The sequence below is a fragment of the Winogradskyella poriferorum genome, assembly GCF_050618035.1.
GTDB lineage: Bacteria > Bacteroidota > Bacteroidia > Flavobacteriales > Flavobacteriaceae > Winogradskyella > Winogradskyella poriferorum_A.
Genome location: NZ_JBODPY010000295.1, coordinates 1 through 214, shown reverse-complemented (window position 1 = coordinate 214; position 214 = coordinate 1). Strand labels below are relative to the sequence as shown.

Sequence of the window (214 nt, the reverse complement as noted above, 5' to 3'; positions counted from 1 at the left end):
CCATGCAACTTCAGCATTTATTAGAGCATCTTACTGAAGATTCTGTAATAATAACTCCAGCTGATCGTGAAGATATATTGATGGGTACTCTACAAGCGCATATATCTTCACACTACCCAAGTATTGCAGGCGTCATATTCAGTGGAAGTATGAAGCTCTCACCTTCAACTACAAAATTAATTAAAGGTCTAGAACAAATTATTCCTATTCTTAA

General features: G+C 35.5%; 1 protein-coding gene. It reads left to right on the top strand.

The features are described 5' to 3' along the window. A partial coding sequence (locus tag ACRHOC_RS15825) for a DRTGG domain-containing protein (RefSeq protein WP_431159518.1) occupies nt 1-214 on the top strand: 214 nt, incomplete at both ends.